Annotated in this window: 9 protein-coding genes; 5 read left to right on the top strand and 4 right to left on the bottom strand. The window is 65.2% G+C overall.

Features of this window, described 5'->3' with window-relative positions; all coding sequences use genetic code 11:
• The first annotated feature begins 395 nt into the window (after positions 1 to 395).
• Positions 396 to 968 carry a phasin family protein gene (locus BHE01S_RS13750; RefSeq protein WP_042264853.1) on the top strand — a complete coding sequence of 191 codons (573 nt, stop codon included), beginning with the start codon at positions 396 to 398 and terminating at the stop codon, positions 966 to 968.
• Between the two features lie 230 nt (positions 969 to 1,198).
• Here the strand turns inward: BHE01S_RS13750 and lpdA are convergent, their stop codons facing one another.
• The 3 genes from lpdA to aceE all read right to left on the bottom strand — a co-directional run bounded on the left by lpdA (position 1,199) and on the right by aceE (position 7,543).
• Complete coding sequence (gene lpdA / locus BHE01S_RS13745) at positions 1,199 to 2,980, bottom strand: dihydrolipoyl dehydrogenase (RefSeq protein ID WP_042264851.1); 1,782 nt, start codon at positions 2,978 to 2,980, stop codon at positions 1,199 to 1,201.
• Positions 2,981 to 3,075: 95 nt separating this feature from the next.
• Entirely contained in the window at positions 3,076 to 4,758 is a 1,683-nt protein-coding gene (aceF, locus tag BHE01S_RS13740) for a dihydrolipoyllysine-residue acetyltransferase (RefSeq protein WP_042264849.1), read from the bottom strand.
• A 79-nt stretch (positions 4,759 to 4,837) separates the two neighbouring features.
• Complete coding sequence (gene aceE / locus BHE01S_RS13735; RefSeq protein ID WP_042264848.1) at positions 4,838 to 7,543, bottom strand: pyruvate dehydrogenase (acetyl-transferring), homodimeric type; 2,706 nt, start codon at positions 7,541 to 7,543, stop codon at positions 4,838 to 4,840.
• A 295-nt stretch (positions 7,544 to 7,838) separates the two neighbouring features.
• Here aceE and fixL point away from each other — a divergent pair, with 295 nt between their 5' ends.
• The 4 genes from fixL (at position 7,839) to BHE01S_RS13715 (ending at position 14,449) form a co-directional block, all read left to right on the top strand.
• Positions 7,839 to 10,352 (top strand): oxygen sensor histidine kinase FixL, encoded by a 2,514-nt coding sequence (fixL, locus tag BHE01S_RS13730; protein WP_042264845.1) that lies wholly within the window; start codon positions 7,839 to 7,841, stop codon positions 10,350 to 10,352.
• Entirely contained in the window at positions 10,349 to 10,996 is a 648-nt protein-coding gene (fixJ, locus tag BHE01S_RS13725; protein WP_042264842.1) for an oxygen response regulator transcription factor FixJ, read from the top strand. The genes fixL and fixJ overlap by 4 nt, the downstream gene beginning before the upstream one ends.
• A gap of 254 nt (positions 10,997 to 11,250) precedes the next feature.
• The gene (gene folD, locus BHE01S_RS13720; protein ID WP_042264839.1) at positions 11,251 to 12,105 is read left to right on the top strand and encodes a bifunctional methylenetetrahydrofolate dehydrogenase/methenyltetrahydrofolate cyclohydrolase FolD; all 855 of its coding nucleotides are present in this window, start codon (positions 11,251 to 11,253) and stop codon (positions 12,103 to 12,105) included.
• Positions 12,106 to 12,349: 244 nt separating this feature from the next.
• Positions 12,350 to 14,449 (top strand): M3 family metallopeptidase, encoded by a 2,100-nt coding sequence (locus BHE01S_RS13715; protein WP_042264837.1) that lies wholly within the window; start codon positions 12,350 to 12,352, stop codon positions 14,447 to 14,449.
• 85 nt (positions 14,450 to 14,534) lie between these two features.
• Here BHE01S_RS13715 and BHE01S_RS13710 read toward each other — a convergent pair whose 3' ends face one another.
• On the bottom strand, positions 14,535 to 15,821 hold the full coding sequence (locus tag BHE01S_RS13710; protein ID WP_042264834.1) for an amidohydrolase family protein: 1,287 nt from the start codon (positions 15,819 to 15,821) through the stop codon (positions 14,535 to 14,537).
• Positions 15,822 to 15,919 lie beyond the last annotated feature (98 nt).

Genomic DNA, 15,919 nt, shown 5'->3' with positions numbered 1-15,919 from the left:
GTTCGACCGCAATAGATCGTTAACGTTCCATCCAGGAATTCGGTGCACGCACCAGGTGAAATCCTGTAGGCGGTTGATGCGATCCATGCCGCATCTTGCCAGAAGCCGCGTCCGCGCGCTTGCCCCACCCTGCGCGCAGCCTCGTTCGATTCGCCGCGAGCCCGGTGCAATGGACCACTGGCGTGTTGTCGCGATTGCGTCATGCACCAGACATAAGTGATTGTTTAATAATAAATTATCGATATTGTGCGACGCACCAAAAGGCCTTGACTTTCTTCCGGAGCGTCCTAAAATCGAGTTAATGTTGCGACGCACAAAGTGAGCGACAGAGCACCAGCGCCGTGCCACTTACTTCAGGCGACCCACGAAGGCCGCCGACATACAGGAGCGTAAACATGAGTCTGCTGACCCCTGAGCAATTCGCCGCTGCCCAGAAAGCCAATCTCGAAACCCTGTTCGGCCTCACCGGCAAGGCGTTCGAAGGCGTGGAAAAGCTCGTCGAATTGAACCTTCAGGCCGTTCGCTCGAATCTGGCGGAATCGCAGGAGCACGCCCAGCGCGCACTGTCGGTGAAGGACGCGCAGGAATTCCTGGCCCTGCAAACGAGCTATGCCCAGCCGCTGACCGAAAAGCTGCTGTCGTATGGCCGTCATGTGTATGAAATCGCCTCGGCCACCCAGGCTGAGTTCGCGAAGGTCGCCGAAGCCCACTACGAAGAGCAGAACCGCAAGGTTCAATCGCTCGTCGACAACGTCGCGAAGAATGCGCCGGCTGGCTCGGAAACCGCAGTTGCCGTGATCAAGTCGGCCATCAACGCCGCGAACACGACCTACGAAACGGTCCACAAGGCCACGAAGCAAGCCGTGGAAATGGCGGAAAGCAACTTCAACGCCGCCACCGCTGCTGCGAGCAAGGCTGCCGCCCAGGCATCGCGCTCGGCGGCCGCTTCGGCCAAGAAGACGGTCTGAACGTTGCAGATCGAACCGGTGCGTGCGCTGAAGCAGCGGCGCACCGGACGCCGGGCCTGAACGCTCCGGCATGCCGCCCGGCATGTCACTTGCCCGGTCGCCGACCGGGAATCTTTTTTACGCTCCGGCGCCTCTCGTAGCCCGTACCGCGGTACCCAAAAGCAAACGGCGCACCCCTCGCGGAGTGCGCCGTTTTTCATGCGCGCCGCAACGAGCGGCGCGGCACGGTCTTACTTCTTCCTCTGCGGCGGCAGGTCGGTACAGACACCCTCGTACAGCTCGGCGGCCATGCCGATCGACTCGCCCAGCGTCGGGTGCGGGTGGATCGTCTTGCCGATGTCGGTCGCATCCGCGCCCATTTCCACCGCGAGGCACACTTCGCTGATGAGGTCGCCCGCATTCAGCCCGACGATGCCGCCGCCGATCACGCGATGCGTCTCTTCGTCGAAGATCAGCTTCGTGAAGCCCTCGTCGCGGCCGTTGGCGATCGCGCGGCCCGACGCGGCCCACGGGAACACCGCCTTGCCGTACTTGATGCCTTCGGCCTTGCACTGGTCTTCGGTCTTGCCGGCCCACGCCACTTCCGGATCGGTGTAGGCCACCGAAGGAATCTGCAGCGCGTCGAAGTACGCCTTCTCGCCGTGCGCCGCTTCCGCCGCCACGTGGCCTTCATGCACGGCCTTGTGCGCGAGCATCGGCTGGCCGACCACGTCGCCGATCGCGAAGATGTGCGGCACGTTGGTGCGCATCTGCTTGTCGACTTCGATGAAGCCGCGATCCGTCACCGCCACACCGGCCTTGTCCGCGCCGATCTTCCTGCCGTTGGGCGAGCGGCCCACGGCGACCAGCACGAGATCGTAGCGCTGCGGCTCGGCCGGCGCCTTCTCGCCCTCGAACGACACGTAAATGCCGTCGTCCTTCGCCTCGGCCTTCGTCGTTTTGGTCTTGAGCATGACGTTCGCGAAGCGCTTCGCGTTGTACTTCTCCCAGACCTTCACGAGGTCGCGGTCCGCGCCGGCCATCAGGCCGTCGAGCATTTCCACGACGTCGATCTGAGCGCCGAGCGTCGCGTAGACGGTGGCCATTTCCAGACCGATGATGCCGCCGCCGATCACGAGCATCTTCTGCGGAATCTGGCGCAGTTCCAGCGCGCCGGTCGAATCGACCACGCGCGGATCTTCCGGCATGAACGGCAACTTCACGGCCTGCGAACCCGCGGCAATGATCGCCTGCCTGAACTTGACGATCTTCTTGCCGTTCTCGCCCGCCACTTCCATATGGTGCGGATCGAGGAACGCGCCCACGCCCGTCACGACCTCGACCTTGCGCGCCTTCGCCATGCCGGCGAGACCGCCCGTGAGCTTCTTGACGACGCCCGACTTGAAGTCGCGCAGGCGGTCGAGGTCGATCTGCGGCTTGCCGAACGTGATGCCGTGCGAGCCGAGCGCTTCGGCTTCGTCGATCACGAGTGCGGTGTGCAGCAGCGCCTTCGACGGAATACAGCCCACGTTCAGGCACACGCCGCCGAGCGTCGAATAACGCTCGACCAGCACGGTCTTCATGCCGAGGTCGGCGGAGCGGAACGCCGCCGAGTAGCCGCCGGGGCCCGCGCCGAGCACGAGCATGTCGCATTCGACGTCGGCGCTGCCGCTGAAGCTGCCGGCTTGCGGCGCCGCGGTTTTGGAAACTTCAGCGGCCTTCGGTGCCTCGGCAGCCTTCGGCGCTTCAGCGGCCTTGGGCGCTTCGGCCTTCGGCGCGGGCGCGGCCGCACCGACGGCCGCTTCGACCAGTGCGATCACCGTACCCTGCGAGGCCTTGTCGCCGGCCTTGATCTTCACTTCCTTGACCGTGCCCGCGACGTCGCTGGGCACTTCCATCGTGGCCTTGTCCGACTCGAGCGAGAGCAGCGTCTGCTCTTTCTCGATGACGTCGCCCGCCTTGATGTTGACTTCGATGACGTCGATGTCCTTGAAGTCGCCGATATCCGGCACTTTCACTTCGACGAGACTCATGGTGTCCCCTACCCCTAAAGGAAGACCGGCCGCGCCTGCCGCGGCGCGCACGTCATGAACGTGCGGCGCGGCGGCGCGAGCCGGTCAGATCGGTTTTACAGAATCACGCGGCGGAAATCGCCGAGGATCGAAGCGAGGTACGCATTGAAGCGCGCGGCAGCCGCACCGTCGATCACGCGGTGATCGTACGAGAGCGACAGCGGCAGTGTGAGGCGCGGCACGAACTGCTTGCCGTCCCACACCGGCTTCATCGCGCTCTTCGACAGGCCGAGGATCGCCACTTCCGGTGCGTTGATGATCGGCGTGAAATGCGTGCCGCCGATGCCGCCGAGCGACGAGATCGAGAAGCAGCCGCCTTGCATCTGGTCCGGCTTGAGCTTGCCTTCGCGCGCGAGCTTCGAAAGCTCGGCCATTTCCTTCGCGATGTCGACGAGGCCCTTCTTGTCCGCGTCGCGGATCACCGGGACGACGAGGCCGTTCGGCGTGTCGGCCGCGAAACCGATGTGGTAGTACTGCTTGAAGACGAGATTGTCGCCGTCGAGGCTCGCGTTGAACGCCGGGAACTTCTTGAGCGCCGCGACGCAGGCCTTGATGACGAACGCGAGCATCGTGAACTTCACGCCCGCCTTCTCGTTCTCCTTGTTCAGCTGCACGCGCAGCGCTTCGAGGTCGGTGATGTCCGCTTCGTCGTTGTTCGTGACGTGCGGGATCATGACCCAGTTGCGATGCAGGTTCGCGCCCGAGATCTTCTTGATGCGCGAGAGCGGTTGCGTGTCGATCGGGCCGAACTTCGTGAAGTCGATCTTCGGCCAGGGCAGCAGGTTCAGGCCCGCACCGCCGCCTGCCGGAGCGGCAGCCGCGGCAGCCGGCGCCGCGAGCGCACCCGTCATCACGCCCTTCACGAACGCGGTAACGTCGTCCTGCGTGATGCGGCCCTTCGGACCCGTCCCCGCAACGCGGGCAACGTCCACGCCGAGTTCGCGCGCGAACTTGCGCACGGACGGCGAGGCGTGGCTCGGACGGCGCGTGCCGCCTTCGCCCGCCGGAATGATCGGCGCCTGCGCGAGCGCAGACGGTGCCGCAGGCGCGGGCCTGGCCGCGGCGGGCGCAGGCGCGTCCGACGGCTCTTCGACTGGCGCCTTCTGCGCGGGTGCGGCGGAAGTCGCCGCCGCACCTTCCGCTTCGACCACGACGATCCCGGTGCCTTCCGACACGTTATCGCCGACCTTGACCAGGATTGCCTTGACGACGCCGGCCACCGGGCTCGGCACGTCCATGGTCGCCTTGTCCGATTCGAGCGTGACGAGCGACTGCTCCTTCTCGACGCGATCGCCGACCTTCACACCGATCTCGATGACCGGCACGTCCTTGTAGTCGCCGATGTCCGGGACCTCGACCGTCTGCACGCCGCCGCTCGCGGCGGGCGCTGCAGCGGGGGCGGGAGCCGCCGCCTGCGCGGGCGCGGCGGCGGGAGCGGCCTGCTCTGCCTTCGCGGCGGGCGCGGGAGCCGCGGGAGCGGCGGGCGCAGCGGCTGCGCCGGCACCGTCCAGCACCAGCACGAGCGAGCCTTCCGACACGTTGTCGCCGACCTTGACCTTCACTTCCTTGACCGTGCCCGACGCCGGGCTCGGCACATCCATGGTCGCCTTGTCCGACTCGAGCGTGATGAGAGACTGCTCTTTTTCGACGGTATCACCCGCCTTCACCAGCACCTCGATCACAGGGATGTCCTTGTAATCGCCGATGTCCGGCACCTTGACTTCGATCGCTTGACTCATTGTTAGTGTCTCCGGGGCCGCATACGACACGCCTCCCCGCTTCGGGGAGGCGCGCATGCCATGCACAGGGGGTGATGGGTTAGACGGTCATCGGGTTGGGTTTGGACGGATCGAGGTTGTATTTGGCGATCGCCTCGCCAACCACCTTGCGCTCGATCTTGCCTTCGTCCGCGAGCGCGCCCAGTGCCGCAACCGTGGTCCAGTAACGATCGACTTCGAAGAAGTGACGCAGCTTCTCACGCGTGTCCGAACGGCCGAAGCCGTCAGTGCCGAGCACCACGAACTTGCGCGGCACCAGGCCGCGGATCTGGTCGACCAGCGCGCGTACGTAGTCGGTCGAAGCGATGACCGGACCTTGCGTGTCCTTGAGCAGCTTTTCGACGTGCGATTCGCGGCGCGGCTCGCTCGGGTGCAGCAGGTTCCAGCGCTCGACTTCGTGACCTTCGCGCGCGAGTTCGGTGAAGCTCGGCACGCTCCAGAGGTCGGCTTCGACGCCCCAGTCGTTCTTCAGCAGGTCGGCGGCGGCGATCACTTCGTTGAAGATCGTGCCCGCGCCCAGGAGCTGCACGCGCGGCGCCTTGGCGTTCGCGTCGCTCTTGCGGAACGAATACATGCCCTTGATGATGTCCGCCGCCACGCTTTCCAGGCCTTGGCCCTGCGGGATCGCCGGGTGCTCGTAGTTCTCGTTCATCACCGTGACGTAATAGAACACGTCTTCCTGGTCCTGCACCATGCGGCGCAGACCGTCCTGCATGATGACCGCGAGTTCATAGCCGAACGTCGGGTCGTAGCTGACGCAGTTCGGCACCGAAGCCGCCCACAGGAGCGAGTGGCCGTCCTCGTGCTGCAGACCTTCGCCGTTGAGCGTCGTGCGGCCCGCCGTGCCGCCCAGCAGGAAGCCGCGCGAACGCATGTCGCCTGCGGCCCAGGCCAGGTCGCCGATACGCTGGAAGCCGAACATCGAGTAGAAGATGTAGAACGGGATCATGATCTCGCCGTGCGTCGAGTACGACGTCGCAGCTGCGATCCAGTCCGACATGCCGCCGGCTTCGTTGATGCCTTCCTGCAGGATCTGACCGGTTTCCGATTCCTTGTAGAACATCAGCTGGTCGGAATCTTCCGGCACATACTTCTGGCCTTGCTGATTCCAGATACCGATCTGGCGGAACAGGCCTTCCATGCCGAAGGTACGCGACTCGTCCGGCACGATCGGCACGATGCGCTTGCCGAGCGCCTTGTCCTTCAACAGGATGTTGAGGATCCGCACGAACGCCATCGTCGTGGAGATCTCGCGGCCTTCGCCCGTGCCCTTGAGCAGCGGCTCGAATGCGTCGAGCGCCGGCACCGGCAGCGACTCGGCCTTCTGGCGGCGAGCCGGCAGGTAACCGCCGAGGTCCATGCGCTTCTGGCGCATGTATTCGAGTTCCTTCGAGCCTTCCTCGAACGTGAGGTACGGCACGTCGACGATCTGCTCGTCCGTGATCGGCAGGCGGAACTGGTCGCGGAACTTCTTGAGCTGATCCACCTGCATCTTCTTCTGCTGGTGGGTGATGTTCATGGCCTGGCCGGCTTCGCCCATGCCATAGCCCTTGATCGTCTTCGCGAGAATGACAGTCGGCTGGCCCTTCGAGTTGGAAGCTTCGTGGAACGCCGCGTAGATCTTGTGCGGGTCGTGGCCGCCGCGGTTCAGGTTCCAGATGTCGTCGTCGGACCAGTCGGCGACCAGCGCCTTCAGTTCGGGCGAGTTGAAGAAGTGCTCGCGCACGAACGCGCCCGACTCCGACTTGTACGTCTGATACTCGCCGTCGACCACTTCCATCATGCGGCGCATCAGCGCGCCCGACTTGTCGCGCGCGAAGAGTGCGTCCCAGCGCGATCCCCAGATGACCTTGACGACGTTCCAGCCGGCGCCGCGGAACTCGCTTTCGAGTTCCTGGATGATCTTGCCGTTGCCGCGCACCGGGCCGTCGAGACGCTGCAGGTTGCAGTTGATGACGAACACGAGGTTGTCCAGACGCTCGCGCCCGGCCATGCCGATCGCGCCGAGCGATTCCGGCTCGTCCGTTTCGCCGTCGCCGAGGAACGCCCACACCTTGCGGCCGTCGGTCTTGGCGATGCCGCGCGCCTGCAGGTACTTCATGAAGCGCGCCTGGTAGATCGCCATGATCGGGCCGAGACCCATCGAGACGGTCGGGAACTGCCAGAAGTCCGGCATGAGCCACGGGTGCGGGTACGACGAGATGCCCTCGCCGCCCACTTCCTGGCGGAAGTTGTCGAGCTGCTTTTCGCTCAGGCGGCCGAGCAGGAACGCGCGCGAGTAGACGCCCGGCGACGAGTGACCCTGCACGAACACGAGGTCGCCGCCATGCTCGGCGGAAGGCGCGCGCCAGAAGTGGTTGTAGCCGACGTCATAAAGCGTGGCCGCCGATGCGAACGATGCGATGTGGCCGCCCACGTTCGTGTGCTTGCCCGCGCGCAGCACCATGGCCATGGCGTTCCAGCGCGTGTACGAACGGATGCGGTGTTCGATGTCCTGGTCGCCCGGGTTCCTGGCCTGGTTGGCGACAGGGATCGTGTTGATGTACGGCGTGTTCGCCGAGAACGGCAGATGCTCGCCGTGCACGCGGGCGAATTCGATCTGCTTTTCGATCAGGTAGTGGGCACGATCGGGGCCGACAGTCGAAATGACGCCGTCCAGCGCCTCGAGCCATTCGGCGGTTTCCTGGGGATCCTCGTCCTTGTCGGCGGCAACGTACTTGAGGACTTCGTCGGGTACAGCGGACATGCTCGTCTCCTGGATGTAGGGGAACGCTGTTGATCGGACCATGCGGACGGCGACGCTTGAGACGTGACCGGGCCAACCGCAGCAGCTTCGGGGCGATTGTAATGACCCCCCTGACCCTTGCGCAACAAAATTTTCGAATTGCGAGATGTGATTTTATAATATGAAAAATTGGTGCAGCGCACGCTTAATCGTTCACGCCCCTGGGCCGATAACGGCCAGTTTGCACCCGTTTATCGGCGATTTACGGCTTTTTTCGCGGCATTTCCGCGTCTTACGCTGAGCTACAATCCTTGCCATGTTGACCGAACGGCTTTTCGCACGCTCGGCGCGGCCGCCCGGAACGCCCGGCGAGTCGTCGCCATCCCGCTGGCACCACGGACCCTGGTGGTCGAATTCCTATTTGCTGACGCCGCTCCTGTCGATCCTCGTGTTCCTGATCGTCATGAGCCTGATCTTGTGGAGCCTGAACCGGCGCGAGCAACAGCAGCAGGAAGACACGCTCTACCGCAACGTCGCCTGGGCCCAGCAGCAGATCCGGCTTTCCATGACAGGCGCGCAGGAGCAGTTGCAGGCGCTCGCTCGCGACCTGGCCTCGGGCCACAGCGATCCGCAGTTTTTCCAGACGTCCACCACGGACATCATGCAGGGCCATCCGGAGATCCTCTATCTCAACTGGTACACGAGCCAGGAGGAGCCGCGCTGGCCCAATACGGCGATGCCCGTATTCGGCCAGCGCCTCGCGAAGCCCAACGACGCGCAAATGGACGAGGCCGTGAAGGCCGCCTTCGCCGAGGCGCGCGCCACGCGCCGCCAGGTGTATTCGCCGCTTATTTACGACGACGTCGGGAATGGCTACATCACGCTGCAGACGCCGGTATACCGCGATCGTGATTTTCTTGGGTCGATCGCGGCCGTGTTCTCGGTCGAAGGCATCCTGAAGCACGACATCCCGTCCGAGCTGTCGGCCAAGTACAAGATTTCGATTCTCGACGCGAACAACCGCGAGCTCGCCACCACCTCGACACGCCCGCGCCTGCCGCGCGACGTCTATTACGACCTGCCGCTCGACCCGCCTGGCCAGGGCATTTCGGTGCGCGTGTACTCGTATCCGCAGATGACCAACTTCACGAACAACACGCTCGTGTGGCTGGTCGCGGGGCTGTCTTGCTTCGTGCTGTGGAGCCTCTGGAGTCTCTGGAAGCACACGCGCCAGCGCTTTGAGGCGCAGCAGGCGCTTTACGCGGAGGCGTTCTTCCGCCGCGCGATGGAAAACTCGGTGCTGATCGGCATGCGCGTGCTCGACATGCACGGCCGCATCACGCACGTGAATCCGGCGTTCTGCCGCATGACGGGCTGGGACGAAAGCGACCTCGTGGGCAAGAACGCACCGTTCCCCTACTGGCCGCGCGACGCCTACCCCGAAATGCAGCGCCAGCTCGACATGACGCTGCGCGGCAAGGCGCCCTCCTCGGGGTTCGAGCTGCGCGTGCGCCGCAAGGACGGCTCGCAGTTCCACGCGCGGCTCTATGTCTCGCCGCTTATCGACAGCTCGGGCCGCCAGACGGGCTGGATGTCGTCGATGACCGACATCACGGAGCCCAAGCGCGCACGCGAAGAACTCGCCGCCGCGCACGAGCGCTTCACCACCGTGCTCGAAAGCCTCGACGCCGCCGTCTCGGTGCTCGCCGCCGACGAAGCCGAACTGTTGTTTGCGAACCGCTACTATCGCCACCTCTTCGGCATCCGCCCGGACGGCCATCTGGAGCTCGCGGGCGGCGGCGGCTTCGATTCGGCGAGCGCCTCCTCGGACTCGATCGACATGGTCGACGCCTTCGCCGGCCTGCCCGCCACGGCGCTCACCGAAAGCACGGCGGATGCCCAGGAGGTCTACGTCGAAAGCATCCAGAAGTGGTTCGAAGTACGCCGCCAGTACATCCAGTGGGTGGACGGCCACCTCGCGCAGATGCAGATCGCGACCGACATCACCACGCGCAAGCAGGCGCAGGAGCTGGCCCGCCAGCAGGACGAGAAGCTCCAGTTCACGAGCCGCCTGATGACGATGGGCGAAATGGCCTCGTCGCTCGCGCACGAGCTGAACCAGCCGCTCGCGGCGATCAACAACTACGCCTCGGGCACCGTCGCGCTCGTGAAGTCGGGCCGGGCCGCGCCCGACAATCTGCTGCCCGTGCTCGAGAAAACGGCGCAGCAAGCCGTGCGCGCGGGCATGATCATCAAGCGCATCCGCGAGTTCGTGAAGCGCTCCGAGCCCAAGCGCCAGGCCACGCGCGTGGCCGACATCGTCGCCGACGCGGTGGGCCTCGCCGAGATCGAGGCGCGCAAGCGCCGCATCCGCATCGTGACCGACATGCGCTCGCGCATGCCCGTGATCTACGTCGATCCGGTGCTGATCGAACAGGTGCTCGTCAATCTCCTGAAGAACGCCGCGGAAGCCATGGCCGAAGCGCGCCCGAACGCGATCGACCCGGTGATCCGCGTGATCGTGAAGCGCGAAGGCGGCAACGTGTGCATCAGCGTGGTCGATCAGGGCCCCGGCGTCGACGAAGCCACGGCCGAGCGCCTCTTCGAGCCCTTCTACAGCACCAAGTCGGACGGCATGGGCATGGGCCTGAACATCTGCCGCTCCATTATCGAATCGCATCGCGGGCGTCTCTGGGTGGTCAACAACGTCGAATCCGACGGCCACATCAGCGGCGCAACGTTCCATTGCAGTCTGCCCATCGGCGAATCGGACACCCCCTCGCGGAACACCGACGAACCGACTCCACAAACCGTTACGGGAGAGCCATGAACAGCCCAGTCACCACCCAGGAAACCGTCTTTGTTGTCGATGACGATGAGGCCGTACGAGACTCCCTGCGTTGGCTCCTCGAAGCGAACGGCTACCGCGTCCAGTGTTTCAACAGCGCGGAGGAGTTCCTCGAGGCGTACCAGCCGGCGCAACAGGCCGGACAGATCGCCTGCATGATTCTGGACGTGCGCATGCAAGGCATGAGCGGCCTTGAACTGCAGGAACGTCTGATCGCGGAAAACGCCTCGCTGCCGATCATCTTCGTGACGGGCCACGGCGACGTGCCGATGGCCGTCTCGACCATGAAGAAGGGCGCAATGGACTTCATCGAAAAGCCCTTCGACGAAGCCGAACTGCGCAAGCTGGTGGAGCGCATGCTCGACAAGGCGCGCAACGAAAGCACCAACGTGCAGCAACAGCGTGCGGCCGCCGAGCGCCTCGGCAAGCTCACGGCGCGTGAGCACCAGGTGCTCGAGCGCATCATCGCGGGCCGCCTGAACAAGCAGATCGCCGACGACCTCGGGATCAGCATCAAGACGGTGGAGGCGCACCGCGCCAACATCATGGAGAAGCTCAACGTCAACACGGTCGCCGACCTGCTGCGTCTCGCGCTGTCCAACAAGCCGCAACAGGCGCAGCAGTAAGCGCGTCTTTCCCCGGCAGCATGCGCGCGCCATGGCGCGCGCATGCTGCCGGCGGCGTCTCGCCGCAACTCTCTTCCCTCACGCATTGCCCCCTCCCTGTCCGTTCAGGCCGGAGCACGCCCGCCGCGCGGGTATAATGTCGGCCTTCGAATGGCGCCCGCCCCACGCGCGCCAGCGCTCGAGCCTGAACAGGCTTAAACGGGCCTAAGCAGGCCCAACGAGCCCGCATTGCCCACTCTCGACCCCGACCGACCATGACTGCCACTATCATCGACGGCAACGCCCTCTCCAGGAAACTGCGCGCGCAAGTCGCCACGCGCGCCGCCGCCCTCACCGCCCGCGGCCATCAGCCGGGACTCGCCGTCGTGCTGGTCGGCGACAATCCGGCGAGCGAAGTCTACGTGCGCAACAAGGTCAAGGCCTGCGAAGACAACGGCCTCTACTCGTCGTACGACCGCTATCCCGAATCGCTTGCCGAGGCCGACCTGCTCAAGCGCATCGACGAGTTGAACCGCGACCCGAAGATCAACGGCATTCTCGTGCAGTTGCCGCTGCCGAAGCACATCGACAGTCACAAGGTGATCGAGGCCATCGCGCCCGAAAAGGACGTCGACGGCTTTCACGTCGCCAACGCGGGCGCGCTCATGACCGGCCAGCCGCTCTTTCGCCCCTGCACGCCCTATGGCGTGATGAAGATGTTCGAGGAATACAGGATCCCGCTCGAAGGCGTGAACGCTGTGGTGATCGGCCGCTCGAACATCGTCGGCAAGCCGATGGCGCTCCTGCTGCTCGAAAAGGGCGCGACGGTCACGATCTGCCACAGCAAGACGCGCGACCTCGCGAAGCACACGCGCGACGCCGATATCGTGGTCGCCGCGGTGGGCAAGCGCAACGTGCTGACCGCCGACATGGTCAAGCCCGGCGCGACCGTGATCGACGTGGGCATGAACCGCGACGACAACGGCAAGCTCTGCGGCGACGTCGATTTCGCGGGCCTGAAGGACGTGGCCGGCTTCATCACGCCGGTGCCGGGCGGCGTCGGGCCGATGACCATCACGATGCTCCTCGTGAACACGATCGAAGCGGCGGAGCGCGCGGCGGGCGCGTAAGCAACACGCGGCGGCCCGTCGCGGCATGACGTTCCCGAAGCGGTCCATCACGGGCCGCTTTCTTTTTGTGCGCCGCCCGCTCGCACAGCGACAGCCGCGATTGCGGCGCCGCCCCCCGACATCTGTTAATTTGCTCGGATAACCGGTTGGAAAGCGCGACTGGCGCCCCAATACTGTGGCAATCGGGCGCGCGCAGGCGGCGCCCCGGTCCCCTAACCCGCGACAGACAGGAACAGGAAGCATCATGGCTACTACCCCCTCCGACAATCCGCTCCTCGACTTCACCGGACTGCCGCGCTTTGGCGAAATCCGCCCCGAGCACGTCACGCCCGCGCTCGACGTCCTGCTCGCGAATGCGAAGGCCGCGGTCGAGCGCGCCGCGCAACCCATCACGCCCGCGCAATGGAGCGATGTGGTCGAGCCGGTCGAACGCGCCAGCGAGCCGCTTTCGCGCGCCTGGGGCGTGGTTGGCCACCTGAACGCCGTCGCCGACACGCCGGAGCTGCGTGCCGCCCACGGCGAGAACCTGCCGCGCGTGACCGAATTCTGGTCGAGCGTCGGCCAGAATCTCGAGCTGTTCAAGAAGTACAAGGCCATCACGAATCACAACTCGTTCGAGCTGCTCTCGGGCGAGCGCAAGAAGATCCTCGACAATTCGCTGCGCGACTTCCGCCTCTCCGGGGCCGAATTGCCCGAAGACCAGAAGCCGCGCTTCGCCGAGCTGCAGGAGCGCCAGGCCGCACTCGCCAAAGCCTTCTCCGACCACGTGCTCGACGCGACCAACGGCTACGCGTTCTACGCAACCAGCGAAGCCGATCTCGCGGGCCTGCCCGAGGACGTGATCGCCGCCGCGCGCGAAGCCGCCGAGCGCGAGAACAAGGCAGGCTGGAAATTCACGCTGCACTTCCCCTCGTACTTCCCGGTGCTGCAGTACTCGGAAAACCGCGCGATGCGCGAGACGATGTACCGCGCCTACGTCACGCGCGCGTCCGAACTCGGCCCCGTCTACGGCGGCGGCAAGGCCGAATGGGACAACACGGCGATCATCGAGGAACAACTGAAGCTGCGCGCCGAAGAGGCGCGGATGCTCGGCTACAACAACTTCGCCGAAGTCTCGCTCACGCCGAAGATGGCGGAAACGCCGGCTCAGGTGATGAGCTTCCTCGAAGACCTCGCCACGCGCGCCCGCCCGCACGCCGAAAAGGACTGGGAAGAGCTGCGCGAATTCGCCGCGAGCGAACTGGGCCTCACGCAGATCGAGCCGTGGGACATGGCGTTCGCCGCCGAGCGTCTGCGCCAGAAGCGCTACTCGTTCTCGGAGAACGAGGTGAAGCAGTACTTCCCGGAAGACTTCGTGCTGCAGGGCCTGTTCAAGGTCACGGAAACGCTCTTTGGCGTGCGCATCCGCCCGGACAGCGCGCCGGTATGGAATCCCGACGTGCGTTTCTTCCGCGTGGAAAACGCGGACGGCACGCTCGTTGCACAGTTCTATCTCGACCTCTACGCACGTGAAGGCAAGCGCGGCGGCGCATGGATGGACGACGCCCGCTCGCGCCGCAAGCTCGAAGGCAATGGCGTGCAAACGCCTGTCGCGTATCTCACGTGCAACTTCTCGGCACCGGTGGGCGGCCGCCCCGCGTGCTTCACACACGACGAAGTCATTACGCTCTTCCACGAGTTCGGCCACGGCCTGCACCACATGCTCACGCGTGTGGACGAACTGGGCGTGTCGGGCATCAACGGCGTGGAGTGGGATGCCGTCGAGCTGCCCTCGCAGTTCATGGAAAACTTCTGCTGGGAATGGGACGTGGTGCGCGAAATGAGCTCGCATGTCGAGACCGCCAGGCCGCTGCCGCGCGAACTCTTCGACAAGATGCTTGCCGCGAAGAACTTCCAGAGCGGTCTCGGCACGCTGCGCCAGATCGTATTCTCGATGTTCGACATGGCGCTGCACGTGGACTTCGACGCTTCCAAGGGCAAGAGCGCGAACGAACTGGCGCGCGAGATCAACGAGCGCTACCACGTGATTCCGCAGGCGTCGTTCTCGCGCTGGCCGAACACGTTCAGCCATATCTTCGCGGGCGGCTACGCGGCGGGCTACTACAGCTACAAGTGGGCCGAAGTGCTCTCCGCCGATGCCTATGCCGCCTTCGAGGAAGCCGCGCAAGCCGCGAAGTCGAGCGTGCTCGACGAAGCGACCGGCACGCGCTACCGCAAGGAAATTCTGGAAGTGGGCGGCAGCCGCCCGGCGATGGAGTCGTTCAAGGCCTTCCGCGGCCGCGAGCCGAACATCGACGCGCTGCTGCGCCACAACGGCATGGAGCAGCCGCCGGCACGGCAATGACCGCGTGACTCGCTCGTAAGCGATCCCAACTAAAACCGCGCATGGATGGGCAATCCATGCGCGGTTTTTTTTATCGCCTCGCGTTTTATCGATGCAGCCTGAAGTCCACGCTTGGCGGCCGTCCGTCGAGCGAGAGCGCCGCGCGCTGCGCGGGCTGCCGGCTCACCACCCTGCCCCGGCTCACGACCGCGAGGCGCGCCGCGCGCAGCCGGATCGCCTCGATCGGATCGCGCGCGTCGAGCATCACGAGGTTCGCCGCGCAACCGGGCGCCACGCCGTAGCCTTCCAGACCGAGGATCGTCGCGGCATTCACGGTCACCGCGTCGAAGCAGGCGCGCGAGGCGCCGGTGCCCGTCATTTGCGCGACATGCAGGCCCATGTGCGCGACTTCGAGCATGTCGCCCGAGCCGAAGCTGTACCACGGGTCCATCACGCAGTCGTGGCCGAACGCGACGCTCACGCCTGCCGCCATCAACTCGGGCACGCGCGTCATGCCGCGGCGCTTCGGGTAGGTATCGGCGCGTCCTTGCAGCGTGATGTTGATGAGCGGATTCGCAATCGCCGCGACACCGGACTCGCGCATGAGCGGGATCAGCTTGCTCACGTAGTAGTTGTCCATCGAATGCATCGACGTGAGATGCGAGCCGGCCACGCGCCCATGCATGCCCAGCCGATGCGTTTGCGCCGCGAGCGTTTCGATGTGGCGCGAGAGCGGGTCGTCGGATTCGTCGCAATGCATGTCCACGCGCAGGCCCTTGTCGGCGGCGAACTCGCAGAGCAGGCGCACCGATTCGGCACCTTCGGCCATCGTGCGTTCGAAGTGGGGAATGCCGCCCACCACGTCCACGCCCATCGCGATTGCGCGCTTCAGATTGTCGAAGGCACCGGGGCTGCGCAATACGCCATCCTGCGGAAACGCCACAAGCTGGAGATCGAGATATGGCGCAACGCGGCGCTTCACTTCGAGCAGCGCTTCGACCGCGAGCAGCCGCGCGTCGCACACATCGACGTGCGAGCGGATCGCGAGGAGACCGCGCGCAACGGCCCAGTCGCAGTACTGCAGCGCGCGTTCGACGAGCGCCTCCTGGGTGAGATGCGGCTTGAGCTCGCCCCACAGCGCGATGCCCTCCAGCAGCGTGCCCGACGCATTCACGCGCGGCAGGCCATACGAGAGCGTGGCGTCCATGTGGAAATGCGCATCGACGAACGGCGCGCTCACGAGCGCACCCGCGGCGTCGATCTCCTCGCGCGCCGCCGATGCGAGATGCGGTTCCACGGCCGTAATGCGCCCGGCCTCGATGCCGATATCCACCGTGGGATACCCGGCCGGATGCGCATGCGCGAGCACCGCGCGGCGAATGATCAGGTCCATCTGCGGCTCCTTGTTCTGGCGTAGCGGCGTGGCGCTTTCGTTTTGACCCGCATCGATTCTATCGGCGCCAGAATGACGCCGCCAGCGGCATGGACCGC

Origin of the sequence: Paraburkholderia heleia NBRC 101817 (genome assembly GCF_000739775.1) — a bacterium.
In the GTDB taxonomy this organism is placed as follows: domain Bacteria; phylum Pseudomonadota; class Gammaproteobacteria; order Burkholderiales; family Burkholderiaceae; genus Paraburkholderia; species Paraburkholderia heleia.
This window is presented reverse-complemented; position numbering and strand designations above follow the sequence as displayed.